The sequence below is a fragment of the Streptomyces sp. NPDC088732 genome, assembly GCF_044751205.1.
GTDB lineage: Bacteria > Actinomycetota > Actinomycetes > Streptomycetales > Streptomycetaceae > Actinacidiphila.
On the sequence record NZ_JBIVLI010000034.1, the window covers coordinates 72,732 to 88,142 of the forward strand.

Below are 15,411 nucleotides of genomic sequence, written 5' to 3' on the forward strand. Positions count from 1 at the left end.
CTGAACAGTCGGGCCGCCGGATCGATCACAGTCGGCTCTGGTAAACGGCTCCGTTGACCCCGCGGTAGGCGATCAGCACGGTGTTGTCGAGTGCCGCGGCCCCGCCGAGCGACCCGTCGAACACCCCGCTCACGAACGGCGGGCGGGAGAACCAGCCACCCCAGGCGCCGTTTCCGCCGGCGGAGTAGTTGCGCTGCCAGAGGGTGTAGTCGGCAGCCCTGGCGAAGAGGTAGACGCTGCTGCCCGCGGCCACCAACGTCGGGCTGCCGCTGACCGTACCGCCGAGCGAGGTCCAGTCCGACCAGGTTCCGGAGGCCGAACGCACGCGCTCCCAGATCGAATCGTCGGCCGTCCGAACGGCGACGTGGGTGCGGCCCGCCGAGTCCGTGACGGCCGAGGGCCGCCCGTATGTCGCGGCGCCACCGGGCGCGCCCACCGAGCTCCACGCCCCGGCCGGACCGGTCTGCCAGATGAGGCCGTCGGCGCCGCGCGCGAAGATCGTCCAGTCGCCCGGGCCCCGGTAGGCGACGCCGGGGGCGTCCGTGATCTGTCCGCCGATGCTCTGCCAGGCCCCCCACGTCCCGCTGGTGCCGCCGCTGAAGCTCCTGAGATACGCGGCGTCGTCCGTGCCTCGTACGAACACGTCGATCCGGCCGCCGGCCGAGCCGTACGCGGCCGGCTGGCCGAGGATCGCACCCGCGACGGGGCCGCCCAGGTTCACCGAGGCGCCCGTCCACGATCCGTCGCTGCCTGTGCGCTGGATCAGAGCGCCGTTCGCGTCACGGGTGAACGCGGTGAGGGTGGTCCCATTGGCCACGATCGCCGGGCTGGCCGAGGAGCTCGCGCCCAGCGGGACACCGGGGGCGGCGTCCGTGCCGGACAGCTTGAAGAAGGCGGTGCCGTGGGCGGGGACCGTGACGGTGTACGACCCGGTGTACGTCCCCCGGTCCTGGCGAGCGCGCAGGTCGCGGACGCTGATGCTCCCGGTCAGCCCGGCGTCGGCGAAGGTGACCGTGCGCTGGGCCGGGGAATTCGAGCGGTTGAGCAGGACGACCGCGCGCTTGCCGGCGCCCTGGAGGACCTTGCTGTAGACGTCGCCAGTGGAGTCGGTGGCCACCCGTACGCCCTGAATGGCCAAGGGGTCCTGGTCGACGGCGAGGATGTCGGGGTTGCGCAGAGTGTCGATCATCGACTGAGGAAGGGTGCGCGGGTCGGAGCCGATCACCAGCGGGGCGCCCATGACCGACCAGAGCACGAGCTGGGAGGTCGACTCCTCCTCGTTCAGCTCGTACGAGCCGTTCGCGAGCTTCCGCATGGGCAGCAGGTAGTCCGGGTCGTTGTAGTGGCCGGGGCCCTGCGCCTCGGGGTGCCAGGCGTTCGCGTCGGCGCTGCGCAGGATGTTGGGCCACACCCCGGTGGAGGGATCACCGAAGGCGAGGTCGGTGCCCGTGCGCCAGGAGTCCGCTGTCGTCGGGCCGTAGGTGTAGGTGTTGTGCGCGTCCTGGGCCGGGGTGTGCGAGAGCCCCCAGTCGTCGGTGAGCGGGTTGCAGATGTTCAGCAGCATGGGCCGCCCCGTCTTGGCCAGGGCGTCGCTGAACTGCTTGAACGCGGGGCCCGGGTCGAGCTTCGCGCCGATCCCGCACAGGAAGTCGGCCTTGACCGCGTCGAACTTCCAGTCCGCGAACTGTTGCGCGTCCTGCTCGTAGTACCCGCGACTGCCGAGCCCGCAGCTCTTGCCGCCGTCGTAGGTGCCCGCGTCGGTGTAGATGCCGGCCTTGAGCCCGTGCTGGTGAAGGTACGTCACGAGCGACGGCAGCCCGGAGGGGAAACGGGTGGCGTTGGGGGTCAGCCGTCCCTGACTGTCCCGGGGGGTGTCGGCCTGCCAACCGCCGTCCAGCCAGACGATGTTGTAGCCGGCGTCCCTGAGGCCGCTGCTGACCAGGTGGTCGGCGACGGACTTCACCTCGCTCTCCGTCGGAGCGCCCAGGCCGTAGTAGGTGTTCCAGCCCATGTACGGCGTCGGGGCAAGGCCGCTGTTGTAGTAGCGCGGCGCGCCTTGGTCGATGGTGCCGGGAGCGGCCGGGTCGGCGGCGTGCGCCCCTGGCACGGCCATCCCTACGAGCGCGGTGGCACCCAGGGCCGCCGCGGCCCGTCGGGCACGCACCATCCCTGCACGATGCGAAGTCACTGTGTCTCCCGAGAGTTGGGGGAATCATCGGCGCCCCGCCCCGTCGGAGAGTCCTCCGGATCGCGGCGGCGGCGCCACGACGACGACTGTGACCTTGTGTTCTTGCCATGTCAAGAAGTATTACTAATTTATGTTCACGGTTCGTGAGGCATGCGAGCGACGTGCCATCTGCCTGGTGCGCTTCTGGGCGCCCCACGGCCTGGCAACGATCGGCAGGAACGACCCCTTCGAGCCGAAGGTCGCGCGTACGCGGCAGAAGTGCGGCGTCGACGAGATGGTGATCTCTTTGTCCGGACCGGGCCCCTGTCAGGCGGTCCGGGCCACCGGGGCGCGGTAGGCGATGAGTGCGGCCGGCAGGTCGCTGCGCCGGGAGACGTTCAACTTCCGGTAGACCCGGGTCAGATGCTGTTCCACGGTGCTGACGGTGATGAACAGGTCTTTCGCTATCTCCCTGTTGGTGTGTCCCATGACCGCGAGTGAGGCCACCCGCCGCTCGGCGTCGCTGAGGACGTCGGGCACCGACGTCACCCCGCCGGAACGTGCGGTGAGCGCCGTGCCGTGGTCGGGGACGAGGTCTGTCAGCGCTCGCGTGATCGGCGTCGCGCCGGACTCCAGGGCCAGGTGCGAGGCTCGGATCATCATCACCCGGGATCGTTTGTGATCGCCCAGCCCGCGGAAGGTCTGGCCGAGATCGAGCAGTGCCTGGGCGAGTTCCACCGGATTGTCCACATGCTGCAGTTCGTCCACGGCCTGCCGCAGTACGCTCGGCCGGTTTCGGAGTTCTGTCGTTCCCGCGCTGACCCGCAGGGCCACGCCGCGTCCCCGGGACGCCGCAGGACCCGACCGGCGAAGTTCCGTGTCGATGAGGACCTTGGCCCGCCGCTGGCGGCCCTCGCGCAGGTGCGCCTTGGCGGCCGATGTCCGCCACGGCACCAGGCTCGACCGGTCCATGTCCCACTCGGCCATCAGGTCACCGCAGATCAGGAAGTCCTCCAGCGCCGCGGACGTGTGCTGGGTCGCCAGCCGGTACTCACCGCGGGCGTACACGTAGTGAAGCCCGTAGCGGGTCTGGTAGACCTCCGGCGGTACCGGTCGGCTCAGGGTGTCCGCGGCCGCGTCGAAGGACCCGAGCGCGGTCTGGGCCATCACGAGCGTGGCCAGGGCCATCGCCGCCGTCACGCCGTGTCCCTGTGTGGGGCAGTGCGCGAGCGATTCCTGGGCGTAGCGTTCCGCGGCTCTCAACCGGCCCGTGCGCAAGGCGACTTCGGCCCGCAGGGCGAGCAGCGGACTCCGCCACCCCTCGGCTCCGACGGTCGCGGCCTGGTCCAGCAGGTGCCGGATGCCGCGTTCGGTCTCCGCCAGCCGCTCGCTGTAGAGCAGGGACAGCAGCGCGAAGTCCGCCTGCTCCCACGTGTCCTGGGTCACCCTGGTGCTGTAGAGGACCTGCTCCGCACCGCGCAGCGTGAAGGCGTCGGCGCGCCCCCGCAGCACCTGGGTGAGCAGTCCCGCGGCCTGCACCGTGGGGTCCGCGCGGACCGACAGCGACAGGCCGCGGCCCCCCTGGTGACCGCCGCCGGCGGCGGCTGACAGCCGGTCCGTACCGGGGATGCCCGGGTAGGACAGCGCCAGTTGGGCCTGCACGGTTCGAAGTTCCGCGGCCGTGTGCAGATCAGGGAATCCCGTTGACGGCAGGGCGGCGAGCCCCTTTCCCGCGGCCTCGGCCAACCCCGTCCGCAGGAGGTACTTCGCGGCTGTGGCCGACGCCTGGCCGTCGAGCCGGTCGGAGGCGAACGCCTCGGCAAGTCGGGTGAAGTGGCCTGCGCCACCGGCTGTCGGGAGCTGCCACGCGATGCCGGCCAGGAGGGTCAACGCCGTTCCCCGCTGGGCACGGTCGGCGGACATGTCGTACGCGTGCTCGGCGCAGATCCGGGCGAAGTCCCCGGCGCCCGTCTGCGCGGCCTTGCGGGCGGCCTCGCAGAGGAACGCCGCTCCCCACCCGTCGTCCGGCGCGTCACCGGCCAGCAGGTGGTCGACGACCTGCCGGTCGCCCGCGCCGTGCCCGTGGAGCAGTTGGGCCGCACGCTGGTGGAGCTGCCCGGAGTCTGTTGCCCGCAGGCTCCGCAGGACGGCGGTCCGCAGCGCGGGGTGGCGGAAGCGGCCCTTGCTCAGCAGGCCCGCGTTCTCGAGGTCGCGGACGGCCCCCCGCACGGTGTCGGCCGGGAGCCGCAGGACTTCCGCGAGCAGGTCGTCGCCGAGGTCCTCACCCAGCACCGCGCGGCCGCGGGCCACGGCCGTCGCGTCACGTCCGGCCTGGTGCAGGCAGCTCATGACCGCCCCGGAGTAGGCGTATCCGCTGCCCGGGCCGTCGGCCTCGCCGTCCGCGGACGGCGAGTCGTCGCCCAACTGGGCGTCGGTGGCCAGGGCGTGGACCAGGAGAGGATTGCCGCCGCTGAGAGCCAGGACCCGCCGGGGGTCCAGCCGGACCGCCCGGGGTCCGCGCGATGCCAGCAGCCGCGCCACTCCCGCTTCGCTCAGTGGAGCGAGCAGAACGCGCTGGTAGTCGGTGGCGCGCAGGACCGTGTTCAGGGGCGAGGTGCTCCTCTGCTGACCGGTCGTCTGTTCGGTGAGGATCAGCGCCACCCCGCTCCCGGACAGCCGCCGGAGCAGGAAGGCGAGCCACCGGACCGACAGCTCGTCGGCGAAGTGGACATCGTCGACGCAGATCAGCAGCGGTTGCGCGGGCGTGCGGTCGAGGAGGTCCTGGGTGATCTGCTGCAGGACGGGCACGGCCGGATGCGAGTCGGAGTCGTGCGCGGTCAGCAGCGCGGTCTGCCGGCGCAGCTCGGCGCCGACGGTGGGGCAGTACCGGAACAACTGGTCGGCGACGCCGAGTGCGTTGCCCTGCTCGGCCTCCGACGCCACCGCCTTCAGCACGGTGAAGCCCGTTGCCGAGGCTTCTTCGCACAGCGCGTGGACGAGAGCCGATTTTCCGCTGCCTGCCGCTCCGAGGACGAGTCCGGCGGCTCCCGAGCCCCTTCTCGCTTCGGCCAGGACGTGCGACAGCGTACGAGTCTCCTCGTCGCGCTCCACCAGTTGCGGCCCAGCAGTCATCGGGTTGCTCCTCGAACGTATCCCCCGGTCGATCCCGCGAAAAAGCTAACAGCCCGATCATGGCGAAAGCGCCGGATCGGCGTATGGGGCGGGTTAAAGCTGGTTTTGAGTGGCGTCGGAGCGGTTTCGGGTGCTGTTCTGGCTGGTGGCAGCCCTGAGACGGCGGTGTGATGTCAGTCGCGTGAGTGCGGAGTTCGGGGACTTCGGACCGCGGCTCCGCCTGGGTGCCGGTGACCCGGGTACGGGGGAGTCCCGTCGGCCCGCAGCGCCGTGGCGCAGACCAGCAAGCCGTCCCGGGCGACCCACCGGCCGTGCAGGACGTCATGCCGGGTGGCGCCGACCAGCGGGCCGGGGGAGAGCAGCCGCGCGGTGAAGCCCCCGCTGCGGGCGGTGTCCGCGAAGGGGAGGATCTCGGCCTCGGAGAAGTCGATCATGCGAAGGGCGAACGGGTACCAGGTCTTGTACACCGCTTCCTTGGCGCTGAACAGCAGCCGGTCCCAGCTGACTTCCGGGAGATCGGCCTGCAGGGCCGTGATCAGCTCCCGCTCGGCCGGTGTGGCGGTGATCGCCTCCAGGACGCCGTCGGGCACCGCCGCGTCGGGCTCCGCGTCGATGCCCAGGGAGGCGATCACCTCGGCACGGGCGACCGCTGCCGCCCGGAAGCCGTCGCAGTGGGTGATGCTGCCGACGACGCCCGCCGGCCAGCCAGGTGCGCCGAACCGGTCACGCAGGATGGGGGCCGGCGGCTCGCCCAGCGCGGCCAGGGCACGGCGGGCGCAGGCGCGTCCGGTGCCGAACTCCGCCTGCCGGCCTGCGACGGAACCGTCCACCAGCTGCCGTTCGGCAGGGAAGAGAGCCGCCACGCCGCCCGGAACGTCGCTGAACGCCTCGGCGGACACCGCGCCGGCCGGCAGCACCGCCGCGATCACCTGGCCGCCCCTTGTCCGGTGCCGGAGAGCACGCGGCGCGGTACGGGCGGCGGACCGCCGTGGCGCTGCCACTCACGGAGATAGCCGACCGAGACCTCGGTGAACCGCACTCCGTCGATCCAGAGTGTCCTGGGGATGTGCAGGTGGCCGTAGACGACCTCGACCGCGCCGAAGCGGACGTGCCAGCGCGCGGTGCGCTCCGTGCCGCACCACAGGGCGAACTCGGGGTAGCGCAGGACCAGGGTGGGATCACGGGTCAGCGGAAAATGGTTGGCGAGAACGGTCCTGGTCCCCGGCGGGAGAGCGGCCAGGCGGGCCTCCGTCGCGGTGACCCGCGCCTGCGACCACGCTTCGCGGCTCGGCAGCGGGTCCGGGTGCAGCAGGAACTCGTCGGAGCAGACGACACCGGCCGCGTACGCCTGTTCCAGGGCCTGCTCCTTGCCGGTCAGACCCGGCGGGGTGAAGGTGTAGTCGTACAGGAGGAACAGTGGTGCGACCGTCACCGGTCCGTCCGGCGCCTGCCAGACCGGGTAGGGGTCCTCGGGGGTGAGGACGCCCAGTCGGCGGCACATGGCCACCAGGTACTCGTAGCGGGCCACGCCGCGCAGTTGCACCGGATCGTCCTTGGGCGTCCACAGCTCGTGGTTGCCCGGCAGCCAGATCACCCGTGAGAAGTTCTCCGCGAGGGTGGACAGCGCCCACTCCACGTCCGCGGCGTACTCGCCGACGTCTCCCGCCACGATGAGCCAGTCGCCGTCCGTCCCGGGCCGGAACCCCTCGACCATCGAGCGGTTCTCCCGGTATCCCACGTGCAGGTCGCTCACCGCGAGCAGCTGCGGCCCGTCAGACATGGGCGGACAGCGTGGCGGTGATCTCCGCCGCGACATCGGCGGCGGCCTCGCCCAGATAGAAGTGGCCACCGGGGAAGATCTTCAGCGAGAAGCCGGCCGAGGTGTGGTCCCTCCAGCCCGAGACCTCCTCGACGGAGACCCTCGGGTCCTGGTCGCCGATCAGGGCCGCGATCGGGACGTCCAGGACGGCCTGCGGGACCGGTGCCCGATAGGTCTCGACGGCGCGGTAGTCGCCCCGGACCGCGGGAAGGATCATTTGCACCAATTCGTCGTCCGCGAGGATGGCGGCGTCCGTTCCCCCGAGTGACCGCAGCTCCGTCACCAGGTCGGCGTCGGACTTCAGGTGCACCCGGTCGTCGCGTACCACCGACGGCGCCCGCCGGCCGGAGACGAACAGGACGGCCGGCTCGCGGCGGCCGCGCAGCGCGAGGCACCGCACCACCTCGAAGGCGACGAGGGCGCCCATACTGTGCCCGAAGAACGCGTACGGCCGGTCCGCCATGGGCGCCAGCGCGTCGCAGATCAGTTCCGCCAGCCGCGGGATGTCGTCCACCACCGGTTCGTTCCGGCGGTCCTGACGTCCCGGATACTGCACGGCCAGCACATCGACACCAGGTCCGAGCAGCGCCGGCAGCGGACGGAAGTAGCCGGCCGAGCCGCCGGCGAAGGGGAAGCACACCAGGGGCACACTGCCGGGCGTGGCGGGTTGGAACCTCCTGATCCACAGGTCGTTGTCCATGACTGGTCCTGACACGTCGGTTCTCCCGCAGCGTTGATGGATTCCGGAACCTGACACCGCCCGGACAGGCCGCTCCGGCCGGGCCGCGCGGCCGGATCGGCCCACGTCGGCCGCTTCGCGTCCCGAATTCCCGAACGTACCCCAAGCCGGTCCGCCGGACGGCAGGAGAGCCAGCGGCCTCAGGGGGCGTTAGGGGCTCTCCTAGGGGTCCGGGTCCGTTTTCACCGTCCTAGGGTCGTCCTGTCCGACCACGCCGGCCTCCGACCGCGCGGCGCACCGTGAGGAATCCGGGCCCCGGCGCCGCGGGCCACCCGGCTCTGATCCGCCGATGGGAAACCCATGTTGTCTGCCGTCCCCCCTGTCCGGGACTGCGTCCGCTCAAAGCGGCGCCCGCGCCGCCACCAGGGCACCGGCGGGACCCGGTGAACCGCCCACAGCCCGCGACGGGGCCCAGCGCCGTGGTCTTCCCGGGCATGGGACCGGTCCGCTACGCCGACGTGGCCCGCTTCATGCTGAGCAACCCGCACGCACGTGAACTCGCCGCGGTCGCGGACGACGTGCTCGGCCACAGTGTGGCCGACCGGTTCAGCGCCTCCGAGGACCCCTACTGCGTCGACGCCCAAGTCGCCTTCATGGTCAACTGCGTCGCCCTGGCCCGCTGGTCGCAGCACGAGCTGGGAACCGACCCCGCGTACTGCGCGGGACCGAGCTTCGGCGGGAAGTCCGCCGCCGCCTGGACGGGCAGCCTGTCCTTCCCGGACGCGGTCCTGATGACCGCGGAACTCGCCCGCATCACCGAGGAGTACTTCCGCACCGACCACCAGGACGTGGTCACCCACTCCTTCATCCGCACTCCCGCCGACCGGCTGGACGAGATCCTCGCGGAGATGGACGCAGCCGGCGAGTGGTACGAGATCTCCTGCTACCTCGACGACGACTTCTTCATGGTGACCCTGCGCGAACGCGCCCTCGACGACCTGCAGCGACGCCTGCGCGCGGTCGGCGGACTGCCCCTGTACACGATGCGGCCGCCCATGCACTCCAGCGTGTTCGGCCCACTGCGGGAGAGGGCGCGGCTGTTCCTGGACTCCCTGCCCTTCACCGATCCGGCCGTGCCGATCGTGGCCGACCACGACGGCCGGCTCGTCGACCGCGCGGACGACGTCCGCACCCTGCTCCTGGACTGCTTCGTCCGTCCGCTCCGCTGGCCCTTGGTCATCGGAACCCTGCGGGAACTCGCAGTGGGCGACGTCGTGGTGGCGGGCCCCGACAACCTCTTCGGCCGGGTCGCCGCGACCCGGCGCGCGTTCGAGGTCACCTCCGTCAGCCCGCAGTTCGCCCTGCTCCCCGCGGCGCGGCGTGCCGCCGCCCGCATGGCCCCGGACGGCGAGAGCCGACCGCAACCGACCCCGGAAGGAACCCGATGACCGTGTGGAACCAGCAGTTCGAGGACATCCTCCGCGGCCACCTGCCGTTCCTCGGCGCGCAGGAGCCGCTCGCCGAGGATCTTCCCCTGCGCGAACTCGGCCTGGACTCGATGGGCACCGTCGAGTTGCTGTCCGACCTGGAGACCGCCTACGGCGTGCATTTCCGGGACGACAACCTCACCCCCGCGACCTTCCACACCCCGGCCGCGCTGTGGGCCGTCATCGACGGCCTCCGACCTCGGTCGGTGTGACATGGCCGCTGATCAGGCCGACTTCAGCGACGCACTGCACGGCCGGTTCCTGCGCGGCCTGGCCCGGAACCCGGAAGGAACGGCGGCCCGGTACGGGGAACAGCGCGTGCGCTATACCGAACTGCACGGACGTGCCCTGGCCTGGGCCGGGGCGCTGCTCGACGCGACGCCGCAGCGGCCGCTGACCCTGGGCATCCTGACCGCCGGAGGAATCACCGGCTGGACCGCGGTCCTCGCCGGACTCTACGCGGGCGCCCCCGTGGTCCCGCTCAACCCCGCCTTCCCGCCCGAGCGACTGCGCCGGATGGTCACCGCCGCGGGGGTCACGGCCCTTGTCACCGACACGCTCGGCGACGCCGTGCTGCCCGCCCTGCTCCAGGCGCTGCCCGACCGGCCGCGCCTGCCGGTGCTCGCCGCCGAGGCTTCCGGCGGCGCCGGACCCGCGGCCGGCCCGGCCGTCCGGCCGAACCCGGGGTCGGCGCTGGACCGGCCGCGCGCCGTGAGCCCGCAGGACCGCGCCTACATCCTGTTCACCTCGGGATCGACCGGTACACCCAAGGCGGTGCCGGTCACCCACGGCAACACCGCGCACTACTTCCGCACCCTGGACGCCCGGTACGACTTCGCACCGGACGACGTCTTCTCCCAGACGTTCGACCTCGGATTCGACTGCGCCATGTTCGACCTGTTCTGCGCCTGGGGGGCGGGCGGCACCCTGCTGGGCGTCCCGGAGCGCGCGTACCACGACCTGCCGGCGTTCGCCGCCCGGAACAGCCTGTCCGTGTGGTTCTCCACCCCGGCCGCCATCGCCGTCGTGCGCCGCGCCGGAGGCCTGACCCCGGACGTACTGCCCGGTCTGCGCTGGAGCCTGTTCATCGGAGAGGCATTCCGCCGGCGCGATGCCGCCGACTGGCAGCGGGCGGCCCCCGCCTCGGCGGTGGAGAACCTGTACGGCCCGACCGAACTGACCATCAGCATCTCGGCGCACCGCTATCAGCAGGACCGGTCGCCCGCACTGTCCGTCAACGGGGTCCTGCCCATCGGCGCCGTCCACGACGGCCACGAGCACCTGCTGCTCGACGCCGACGGCGAGCCCGTGTCCGACGAGGGTGAACTGTGCGTCACCGGTCCCCAGACCGTCACCGGCTACCTCGACCCGGAGCAGGACCGCGGTCGTTTCCTGGTCAGGGACGGACGTACCTGGTACCGCACAGGCGACCGGGTGCGGCGGGTCGAGGGCGGTGAACTCGTCTGCCTCGGCCGCGGGGACGCCCAGGTGCAGGTACGCGGATGGCGGGTCGAACCCGCGGAGATCGACCATGCCCTTGCGGACTGCGACGGCGTCGAGGAAACCCTGACGGTGGGGGTCAGGTCCGCCGGGACGGACGAACTGGTCACCTTCCACACCGGCGCGCCGCTTCCGGTCGCCACCCTCGCCCGCCACCTCCTGCGCACCGTCCCCGTCGAACTGGTGCCCCGGCGTTTCCAGCACCTGGCGGAGATGCCGCTGAACACCAACCGGAAGATCGACCGAGCTGCGCTGATCAGCAGAGCAGAACGCCTGGTCGGCCTCCCGGCGGCGGACCCCGCTCCCAATACCAAGCCCGGCGCGGACCCCGGCGACCGGACCCCAGCGGTGCCGGACGCCGGGTCCTTCCCGGCGAACCACAAGGAACCGTGATGCCGTCCAGTACCCACAACCTCCAGGGCGACGGCGCGCACGGGGCTGCCGCCTCGGGGCCTTCGCTCGTGCACGGGCTGCTCGACGCCGCCGCGCACGAGGCCCCCGAAGCCCCCGCGGTCAGCGACGGCGCGGACCACTGGACCTACCGCCGTCTCGCCCGGCTCAGCCACGCGTTCGCGCAGTGGCTGCTTGCTCAGGGCGTTCGTCCGGGAGACCGTGTCGCGGTACGCCTGCCCACCACGGCCCGGCTCGCCGTGCTGCTCTTCGGAACGTCCCGCGCCGGAGCGGTCTTCGTTCCGCTCAACCCCGAGACCCGGGAGTTCCAGCTGCGGCCGCTGCTGGCGGACGCGGAACCCGCGCTGCTGGTGGCCGAGGCCGCGGCCGCGAGCGGGCTCGGCGGCCTGACCCCGGCCCCGGTGCACAGCATCGAGGACGTCTGGGCCGACGTCGAGCGACGGGCGGACCTGCCCGACGGCGAACGGCTCCCGGGAGCGGCCGTCGCCCCCACCGCACTCGCCGTCCTGCTGTACACCTCCGGCAGCACCTCCACGCCCAAGGCGGTCGCCTGCCCGCACGCCCAGGTCGTCTTCGCGGCCTCGGCGATCCAGCAGGTCCTCGGCTACCGCCCCGACGACGTCGTGCTCAGCCGGTTCCCGATGTCCTGGGACGTCGGGCTGTACAAGGTTCTGCTGAGCACCCTGGGCCGCTCCCACCTGGTGCTGGTCGGTGACGGTACGTCGGACCTGGTCCTGATGCGCAGGATCCGGGAGACCGCGGCCACCGTCGTGCCGGTTGTCCCGTCGCTCGCCGCGATGCTGGTCAAGCTGGCCGCCCGGGAGGCCGAACCCGTACCGGGCGTGCGGATGTTCACCAGCACCGGAGCGGCCCTGCCGCAGGCGACCATCGACGGCCTGCGCCGCGCTTTCCCCGGTGCTCGCGTCGTGCGCCAGTACGGGCAGACCGAATGCAAGCGGCTGACCGTCATGCCCGTCGACCGTGACGACGAACGCCCCGGATCGGTCGGCCTCGCGCTGCCCGGCACCAGCGTCCTGATCGTGGACGGCGAGGGCCGCCCGGTGCCGGCCGGGGAGACCGGCGAGATCGTCGCCGCCGGACCGCACGTCATGCCCGGGTACTGGCGGGACCCCGAGCGCTCCGCCGTGACCTTCCGGCCCGACGGCGCCGGCGGTCTCCGGCTGCACACCGGCGACTTCGGACGGCTCGACGAGGACGGCTTCCTCTACTTCGAGGGCCGCCGCGACGACCTGTTCAAACGGCGCGGGACACGGATGAGCGTCGTCGAGATCGAGGCCGCCGCCGCCGACATACCCGGTGTGCGGGCCTGCGTCGTCCTCGCGCCCACCGACCGCCGCGACCTGGCGATCGTGGTGGCGAGCGAACTCGATCCCCACACGGTCCTTCGGGAACTCGCGCGGCGCCTGGAGCCCGCCAAGGTGCCCGCCCACTGCCGGACCCTGGCAGAACTGCCCCTGACACCCCACGGCAAGAGCGACCGCAAGGCGCTGGCCGCAATGATCGACGGAGAGACCCGGTGAATCGCGAAGAACTGGCGGCGCGCTACGGCACACCCCTGTACGTCTACGACCTCGACCGGGTCGCCGACGCCTGCCACGACCTGACCGCGGCGCTTCCCGAAAGGTTCTCGCTGTTCTACGCGCTCAAGGCCAACCCCCATCCCCGCGTCGCGGAGGCCGTGCACGAGAACGTCCCCGGTACCTGCCGCGCCGAGATCAGCTCCACCGGAGAACTGGCCGCCGCCCTCGCGGCGGGGTTCCCCGCCGCCGACTGCCTCTACACCGGGCCCGGCAAGACCGCCGGCGAACTGGCGCAGGCCATCGCCGACGGCGTACGGCTCTTCTCCGCCGAGTCGCCGGGCGACCTGCGGCGGATCGGCGCGGCCGCGCTCGCCGGCGGATCCGTCGCCGACTGCCTCATCCGCGTCAACAGCGCCAGTGCCACCGCGTCGACCAGCATCCGGATGACCGGCACCCCGTCCCAGTTCGGCTTCGACAGCGAACTCCTCGACGCCCCGGCACCCGGGATCCTGGACGTCCCCGGAACCCGGATCGTCGGTGCGCACTTCTTCCCGCTGAGCAACGCGCGGGAGGAGGACGACCTCATCGCCGAGTTCACCAACAGCATCACCGTGGCCGCCGACGTCGAGCGCCGGCTCGGCATCCGGCTGAGCCTGCTCGACCTGGGCGGCGGCTTCGCCTCTCCGTACGCCGCGCCGGGACAGCGGCCCCGCTACACAAGGCTGCGGGCCGCGCTGGAATCAGCCCTGGACGAGCACTTCCCGCGCTGGCGCACCGGTGGTTTCGAGATCGCCTGTGAGTCCGGCCGCTACCTGGTCGGCGACAGCGGCTCCCTGCTGACCCGGGTCGTCAACACCAAGGTGAGCCGGGGGAAGACCTTCCACGTCCTGGACGCCGGGATCAACACCCTCGGGGGCATGTCCGGCCTCGGCCGGCTCCTGCCGACCTCGGCCCGGCCCGCGGAGGACACCGGCGCCACCGCTGAACCGGAACGGCCGTCCGCCACCGCGAGCCTCGTCGGGCCGCTGTGCACCCCCGGCGACATCCTCGGCCGGGAGCTCGAACTGCCGCAGCTGTGCGCCGACGACCTGGTCACCCTCCCCAACGTGGGTGCGTACGGCCTCACCGCGAGCCTGCTCATGTTCCTCGGGCGGCCCGCGCCGACGGAGGTCACGCTGCGCGGGGGTGCCGTCGCCACGGCGTCCCGGATCGAGCACATCCGCGTCGACGTGCCCCCGAGAAACCTGGACTGAACGGGTTCCGCCCCGGGACCGCTCGCGGTCGTGAACCGGCGGCCGTTGCGGGGCGGATACCACCGGGCACATCGTGCCCCGCACCAACCACCGCTCGCACCATGGAGTTCGTTCGATGAGTAGCACGCAGAGCGTCGCCTCCGCCCACGCCGACGGGGGCGACGAGAGAGCGGCCCGCCGCGAAGCCTGGGAGGCCAGACTGGCCGGCCTGCCGGCCGGGGCGCGGTACGGCCTGCTGCTGGAACTGGTGCGCGCCCAGGCGCTGGCCGTTCTGAACGACGTCGGGCCCACGGCCGCTGAGGCGGTGGACTCCGAACGCGCCTTCCTGGAACTCGGCTTCGACTCGCTGGCCGCGGTCGACCTCCAGTCCCGGCTCAGTGCCGCGGTCGGCATCGAGCTGCCGGTGACGGTCGTCTTCGACCACGCCAGTCCGGCCCAGCTCGCCCGCTACCTGACCGATCAGCTGGCCGGCGCCGACCCCGAGGCCCCCGCCCCGGTCCGGCAGGAGGCGGCGACGGACGGCGACCCCGTGGTGATCGTGGGCATGGGCTGCCGTTACCCCGGTGGAATCGGCTCACCCGACGACCTGTTCCGCCTGGTCGCGGAGGGCGGCGAGGTGCTCTCCGACTTTCCGGCCGACCGCGGGTGGGACCTGTCCTCGCTCTTCGACGAGGACCCCGACAAGCCCGGTACGACCTACACCCGCAAGGGGGGCTTCCTGGCCGACGCGGGCGGCTTCGACGCCGACTTCTTCGGGATCAGCCCGCGCGAGGCCACGGCCATGGACCCCCAGCAGCGCCACATCCTGGAAACGGCCTGGGAGGCGCTGGAGCACGCCGGGATCGACCCGACGGCGCTGCGGTCCAGCAGGACCAGCGTGTTCGTGGGTGCGGAGGTGCACGAGTACGGCACCCGGGTGCACGAGGCGCCGAACGGCCTCGACGCCTATCTGATGACCGGCAACACCCCCAGTGTCATCTCCGGCCGGGTCTCCTACGTCCTGGGTCTTGAGGGTCCGTCCCTCACCGTGGACACCGCCTGCTCGGGTTCGCTGGTGGCGCTGCACCTGGCGGTGCAGTCGCTGCGGCGCGGGGAGTGCTCGCTGGCGCTCGCCGGCGGGGTGACGGTCATGGGCAACCCCGGCATCTTCACGTCGTTCGCGCGGCAGCGTGGTCTGTCGGTGGACGGGCGGTGCCGGTCGTTCGCGGCGGGGGCGGACGGTACGGGGTTCGCGGAGGGGGTGGGGGTTCTGGTGGTGGAGCGGTTGTCGGACGCTCGGCGGCTGGGGCATGAGGTGTGGGCTGTGGTGCGGGGCAGTGCGGTGAATCAGGACGGGGCGAGCAATGGTCTGACGGCGCCGAACGGTCCTTCGCAGCAGCGGTTGATTCTGGACGCGCTGGCGGCGGCGGGTCTGGGTGTGGG

General features: G+C 72.1%; 11 protein-coding genes. 6 read left to right on the top strand and 5 right to left on the bottom strand.

Annotation, left to right across the window (positions count from 1 at the left end):
* Nucleotides 1–25: 25 nt before the first annotated feature.
* From ACIP9H_RS38530 to ACIP9H_RS38550, 5 genes are all read right to left on the bottom strand, one after another.
* On the bottom strand, nt 26–2,167 hold the full coding sequence (locus tag ACIP9H_RS38530) for a glycoside hydrolase family 27 protein (protein WP_401963588.1): 2,142 nt from the start codon (nt 2,165–2,167) through the stop codon (nt 26–28).
* Between the two features lie 327 nt (nt 2,168–2,494).
* Nucleotides 2,495–5,299: an AAA family ATPase gene (locus ACIP9H_RS38535; protein ID WP_401963590.1), complete on the bottom strand. Its 2,805-nt coding sequence runs from the start codon at nt 5,297–5,299 to the stop codon at nt 2,495–2,497.
* A 173-nt stretch (nt 5,300–5,472) separates the two neighbouring features.
* Nucleotides 5,473–6,228 (bottom strand): 4'-phosphopantetheinyl transferase, encoded by a 756-nt coding sequence (locus ACIP9H_RS38540; RefSeq protein WP_401963592.1) that lies wholly within the window; start codon nt 6,226–6,228, stop codon nt 5,473–5,475.
* The gene (locus tag ACIP9H_RS38545) at nt 6,225–7,079 is read right to left on the bottom strand and encodes a metallophosphoesterase family protein (RefSeq protein ID WP_401963593.1); all 855 of its coding nucleotides are present in this window, start codon (nt 7,077–7,079) and stop codon (nt 6,225–6,227) included. Before ACIP9H_RS38545 ends, ACIP9H_RS38540 begins: the two co-directional genes overlap by 4 nt.
* Complete coding sequence (locus tag ACIP9H_RS38550) at nt 7,072–7,818, bottom strand: thioesterase II family protein (protein ID WP_401963595.1); 747 nt, start codon at nt 7,816–7,818, stop codon at nt 7,072–7,074. Before ACIP9H_RS38550 ends, ACIP9H_RS38545 begins: the two co-directional genes overlap by 8 nt.
* Nucleotides 7,819–8,327: 509 nt before the next feature.
* Here ACIP9H_RS38550 and ACIP9H_RS38555 point away from each other — a divergent pair.
* The 6 genes from ACIP9H_RS38555 to ACIP9H_RS38580 form a co-directional block, all read left to right on the top strand.
* A complete protein-coding gene (locus ACIP9H_RS38555) occupies nt 8,328–9,245 on the top strand; it encodes an ACP S-malonyltransferase (RefSeq protein ID WP_401592899.1) in 918 nt (305 codons plus the stop codon).
* Nucleotides 9,242–9,496: a phosphopantetheine-binding protein gene (locus ACIP9H_RS38560; RefSeq protein WP_401963597.1), complete on the top strand. Its 255-nt coding sequence runs from the start codon at nt 9,242–9,244 to the stop codon at nt 9,494–9,496. The genes ACIP9H_RS38555 and ACIP9H_RS38560 overlap by 4 nt, the downstream gene beginning before the upstream one ends.
* 1 nt (nt 9,497) lies before the next feature.
* Nucleotides 9,498–11,177, top strand: a complete 1,680-nt coding sequence (locus ACIP9H_RS38565) for an AMP-binding protein (protein WP_401963599.1) — start codon at nt 9,498–9,500, stop codon at nt 11,175–11,177.
* Entirely contained in the window at nt 11,177–12,736 is a 1,560-nt protein-coding gene (locus tag ACIP9H_RS38570; RefSeq protein ID WP_401963601.1) for an AMP-binding protein, read from the top strand. The genes ACIP9H_RS38565 and ACIP9H_RS38570 overlap by 1 nt, the downstream gene beginning before the upstream one ends.
* A complete protein-coding gene (locus ACIP9H_RS38575; RefSeq protein ID WP_401963603.1) occupies nt 12,733–13,989 on the top strand; it encodes a type III PLP-dependent enzyme in 1,257 nt (418 codons plus the stop codon). Before ACIP9H_RS38570 ends, ACIP9H_RS38575 begins: the two co-directional genes overlap by 4 nt.
* 247 nt (nt 13,990–14,236) lie before the next feature.
* Nucleotides 14,237–15,411, top strand: a 1,175-nt coding sequence (locus ACIP9H_RS38580) for a beta-ketoacyl synthase N-terminal-like domain-containing protein (protein ID WP_401963615.1), incomplete at its 3' end; no start/stop codon positions are given.